Origin of the sequence: Aquipuribacter hungaricus (genome assembly GCF_037860755.1) — a bacterium.
In the GTDB taxonomy this organism is placed as follows: Bacteria; Actinomycetota; Actinomycetes; order Actinomycetales; family JBBAYJ01; genus Aquipuribacter; species Aquipuribacter hungaricus.
The window spans coordinates 1-4,443 of sequence record NZ_JBBEOI010000267.1; the positions used below are offsets into that span (position 1 = coordinate 1).

Annotated in this window: 5 protein-coding genes; 2 read left to right on the forward strand and 3 right to left on the reverse strand. The window is 77.6% G+C overall.

The genetic code is table 11. The features are described from left to right. The 3 genes from WCS02_RS17755 to WCS02_RS17765 form a co-directional block, all read right to left on the reverse strand. A partial coding sequence (locus WCS02_RS17755; protein ID WP_340295599.1) for an MFS transporter occupies window positions 1–649 on the reverse strand: 649 nt, incomplete at its 3' end. Further along, window positions 646–2,163 carry a HAMP domain-containing sensor histidine kinase gene (locus WCS02_RS17760; RefSeq protein ID WP_340295600.1) on the reverse strand — a complete coding sequence of 506 codons (1,518 nt, stop codon included), beginning with the start codon at window positions 2,161–2,163 and terminating at the stop codon, window positions 646–648. The genes WCS02_RS17755 and WCS02_RS17760, both read right to left, overlap by 4 nt. 31 nt (window positions 2,164–2,194) lie before the next feature. Next, entirely contained in the window at window positions 2,195–2,851 is a 657-nt protein-coding gene (locus tag WCS02_RS17765) for a response regulator transcription factor (protein WP_340295602.1), read from the reverse strand. 265 nt (window positions 2,852–3,116) lie between these two features. Here WCS02_RS17765 and WCS02_RS17770 point away from each other — a divergent pair, with 265 nt between their 5' ends. Further along, a complete protein-coding gene (locus tag WCS02_RS17770) occupies window positions 3,117–4,046 on the forward strand; it encodes a PepSY domain-containing protein (protein ID WP_340295603.1) in 930 nt (309 codons plus the stop codon). 58 nt (window positions 4,047–4,104) lie between these two features. Continuing rightward, on the forward strand, window positions 4,105–4,443 hold a 339-nt coding region (locus tag WCS02_RS17775), incomplete at its 3' end, for an NAD(P)/FAD-dependent oxidoreductase (protein ID WP_422665433.1).

Sequence of the window (4,443 nt, forward strand, 5' to 3'; positions counted from 1 at the left end):
GCCCGCGCGAGCGGCCGGCGTCGCCGACCCCCGGCCCGTCGCTGGCGCGCTCGTCGCGGGTCTCGGCGCCGCGCGCCTCCTCGTCGCGGGCCATGCGCAGGGCCGACGGGACGGCGAGCACCGGCAGCGTCGCCACCAGCGCGACCGGCCAGAACCCGACCTGCTGTGCCACCGCGACCGAGGCCGGCACCACGACGACCCCGCTGAGGCCGATCGCGAGCCCGTAGATGCCGGCCGTCTCCCCGTGCCGGCCGGGCGGGGCGAACGTCCACGTGAGGGTGGAGCCGACGACGGTGAGCACGGCGAACCCCGTCCCCCGCACGGCGTTGACCGCCAGCAGCGGCAGCAGGTCGGAGCTCAGCAGGAGCAGCGGCGACGGGGCACCCAGCGCGACCAGGCCGAGCGCCAGGCTTCGCGCGCTGCCCACCCGGGCGACCAGCGCCGGGACCACGGTCTGCGTGAGCACCGTCGCGGTGAGCATGGCCGTGGTGACCAGGCCCGCCTGCGCCACGGTCGCCCCGCCGCGGACCGCCCACCAGGGCAGCGCCGCGAGCGTGGCGGCGAAGCCGACGAACCCCAGCAGGGTGACCCCGACGAGCCGCTGCACGGCGGGCACCCGCCACAGCGACGGCCTGGCCTCGACGCTCACGGCAGCATCGTCGCGGACCCGTCGTCGGCCTGCTCGACCGGGAGCCGGAGCACCACGCGGGCGCCCGGCCACGACGGGTCCACCTCGACCGTGCCGCCCTGCGCCTCGGTGAGCGAGCGCACCACCGCCAGCCCGAGGCCGGAGGTCCGACGGGCCCCGCCCGGACGGGTCGTGACGAACGGCTCGAACACCCGGGGCAGCACCTCGGGGTCGATGCCGGGCCCGTCGTCCTCGACGACGAGCAGCACCGCGGGACCGGCGGGCCCGGGGGCACCGGGTCCGTGCGCCGCGGGGGCGGCGGTGGACCCAGCGGTGGACCTGCCGGTGGGCCCGGCGCCGGCCTCCTCGGCGCGCACCCGCACCGGGGTGCCTGCCGGGGTGTGGGTCCGGGCGTTGATGACCAGGGCGAGCAGGCACTGGGTGAGCCGGTCCTCGTCGCCGACGACCACGACGGGCGGCGCGCCGGCCACCGCGACGTCCACGCCCTCGAGGCCCAGCCCCTGCACCCGCAGGACGAGCTGCTCCAGCACGTCGGGCACGAACACGGGCTCGCGCTGCACCGGGCCGACCTCGACCCCCCGGGTCACCGCCGTGAGGTCCTCGACGATGCGACCGAGCCGCTCGAGCTCGCGGCGCAGCACCTCGGCGGTCTCCCGGGCAGCGTCGGCGTCCCCGGGGCCGAACGCGGTGAACATCTCCAGGTGGCCCTGCGCCACGGCGAGCGGGGTCCGGAGCTCGTGCGAGACCGAGGCGAGCAGCTCGCGCCGCTGCTGCTCGGCCGCGGCGAGCCGGTCGACCATGCCGTTGAACTCGTGGGCCAGCGTGCCGACCTCGTCCATCCGCTCCGGCTCCGGCACCCGGCGGTGCTCCCCCGTGCCGGTCCCCCGCGCCGCGGCGGCCAGGTCCGCGACCGGGCGCAGCGCCCGCCCCATGGCCACCAGCAGCAGCACGGCGCCGACGAGCAGGCCGACGCCGCCGGCGAGCGCGATCCGCAGCAGGGCGTCGCGCGAGGCGGCGCGGCCCTCGGCCAGCGAGCCGTACACGCGCAGCTGGCCCAACGACGTGCCGTCGTCGGTGACCAGGTCGGAGGTGAGCACCCGCACCGGGCCCTGGTCGGTCGGGACCGTGACGACGGACCCCACCTCGCCGGCCGGCAGGGTGCCCGCGTCCCGCAGCCGGCGCAGCGCGGCCGGCCCGGCGGTGGTGACCAGCGGCGTGGGGCCCAGCACCACGGCGGTGAGGTGGACGTCGCTGCCGGGCTCGCCGGACAGCAGGCGGCGGCCCGCGAGACCGGCCTCGGCCGGCGAGAGCACCCCGTCGACCCCGGTGGCGGCGGCCAGCTCCCCGGGGACGTCCTCGGCGACGTCGCCGCGCACCTGCTCGAGCACCCGGTCCACGTCGTCGAGCTCGGCGGCGTCGATGAGCCGCCACGTCACCAGCGCGACCACCGCGAGCGTCACCGCCATGACGGCGAGCGCGACCACGGTGACGCGGACCTGCAGCCGGTCCCTCACCGGCGCACCCGGCTCACGCGGCGCACCTGGCTCACGCGACCAGCCGGTAGCCGGCGCCGCGGACGGTCTCGATGTGCGCGGCCCCGATCTTGCGGCGCAGGTGGCCGACGTACACCTCGACGACGTTGGACGCGCCGTCGAAGTCGTAGCCCCACACCTGGTCGAGCAGCTGCGCCTGGCTGAGCACCTGGCCGGGGTGCCGGAGCAGGACCTCCAGCAGGGAGAACTCCCGGGTCGACAGCGGCACCTGGCGCTCGCCGACCCGCACCTGCCGGGTCCGGACGTCGAGCGCGAGGTCGCCGGCCACGACCAGGGTCGGCGACGGCTGGTCCGGTTGGCGCAGCCGCGCGCGCACCCGGGCGAGCAGCTCGGAGAAGCTGAACGGCTTGACGACGTAGTCGTCGGCACCGGCCTCGAGGCCGGCGACCCGGTCCGCGACGGCGTCCTTGGCGGTGAGCACGATGACCGGCAGGGCCGGGCGCAGCTGGCGCAGCCGCACGAGCAGCTGCTCCCCGCTGAGGCCCGGCAGCCCGAGGTCGAGCACCACGAGCTGCACGTCGGGTCCCTGGGCCTGCTCCAGGCCGTCCCAGCCGTCGGCGGCCGTCATGACGCTGAAGCCGGCGGCCTCGAGCCCCTGCCGCACGAACGCCGTGATACCCGGCTCGTCCTCGACCACCAGGACCGCCACCGGCCCACCTCCCCGTCGTCCGGCGCTGTCGTGCCGGTTGCTCGTCTGGTCGCCGCACCCGCGTGGGCGGGCGCGCGCCGCGACCCGCGCGACGGCGACCATGGTCCCGCGGCCGGCCTGACGCGAGGATGACAGGCTGGTGGCAGGACCCTCAGCCACCTGAAGGTCCCGTCAGGCAGGGCTCAGGGTCGCGTCATCCTGGCCCCGCAGGGTTGTCCACGACAGCAGGGACCGCCCCGGTCCCTCCGAGCCGAGGAGAACCCCCGTGCGCACTGCACCGATCGCCATCGCCACCGCCGTCGCCGTCGTCACCGCCGTGGGTGTGGGCGTCGCCGTCGCCGACCGCACCGACGAGGCCCGCCCCGTCGAGGCCGTCGGCGTGGGCGCCGTCACCGTCGACGACGGCGCCGTCCCCGACGCCACCGCCGACCCCACCTCCGCCCCGACCGCGCAGCCCACCGCCAGCACGGGCAGCCCCGGCACGACCCCGCAGCAGGTCGCCGGGCTCGAGCAGCTCCAGGGCGTCCTCACCCGCGACGACAGCCGTGACGACAGCGACGACAGCCGTGACGACGGGGACGACAGCACCGACGACGACCGGGGGGACTTCGAGGTCGCCGGTGTCGACCTGGACCTGGGCCCCGACGGCTGGCTGCTGGGCGGCGGGACGGTCGTGGACTACGACGGCGACGGCACCCTGCGCCCGGTGGTGGAGGAGCTCGAGGCGCTGCTCGGCCAGGAGGTCACCGTCGCCGGCCGCTACGACGGGGACAGCTCGGGCGACGACGACAGCGACGACTCCCAGGACGGCTCGCGGGACGGCTCGCGGGACGACGACCTCGACGTCTACGAGATCCAGGGCCAGGTGTACCGCGACACCGCCGGCGGGCCCGCGCCGTGGGCCGCCGCCGGGGCCTCCGCCTCGCCGGGCGCGACCGGCGCCCCGACCACCGGCAGCGACGACGACAGCGACGACGGGTCGACCGGTGCAGCCGGCACGACCGGGCCCAGCCGCGAGGAGCTGTCGCGGATCGCCGTCGACGCCGTCGGCGCCGACAGCCGCGTCGACAGCATCGACCGCGAGGACGACGGCGGCGCCGCCTGGGAGATCGAGGTCGTCGACGCGTACGGCGTCGAGCAGCGCGTCCTCCTGGACGCCGCCGGCACCGTCCTCGACATCCGCCCCGAGGACTGAGCACCAGCACCAGCCGCCCCACCGCGCCCCGCCGCCCCGGTCCCCGCAGACTGGGGCGGTGGGGCGCGCGACGTGGGACCTGGTGGTCGTGGGGGCCGGGCCCGCCGGGTCGGCCGCCGCGATGTCCGCGCTGCGGGTCCGCCCGGACGCCCGGGTGCTCCTGCTCGACCGGGCCGCCTTCCCCCGCGACAAGGCGTGCGGCGACGGCATCGCCCCGCACGCCCTGGACGTCCTCGCCGACCTCGGGCTGCCGGGCGTGGTGGACGACCACCGGCCCGTGCACCGCCTCCACCTGGGCTTCCCTGCCGGCCCGGTCGCGGCCGGCGGCATGCGGCGGCCCGCCCGCGTGGTCCCCCGGGCCGTGCTCGACGCCCGGGTGCGCGACGGCGCCCTGGCC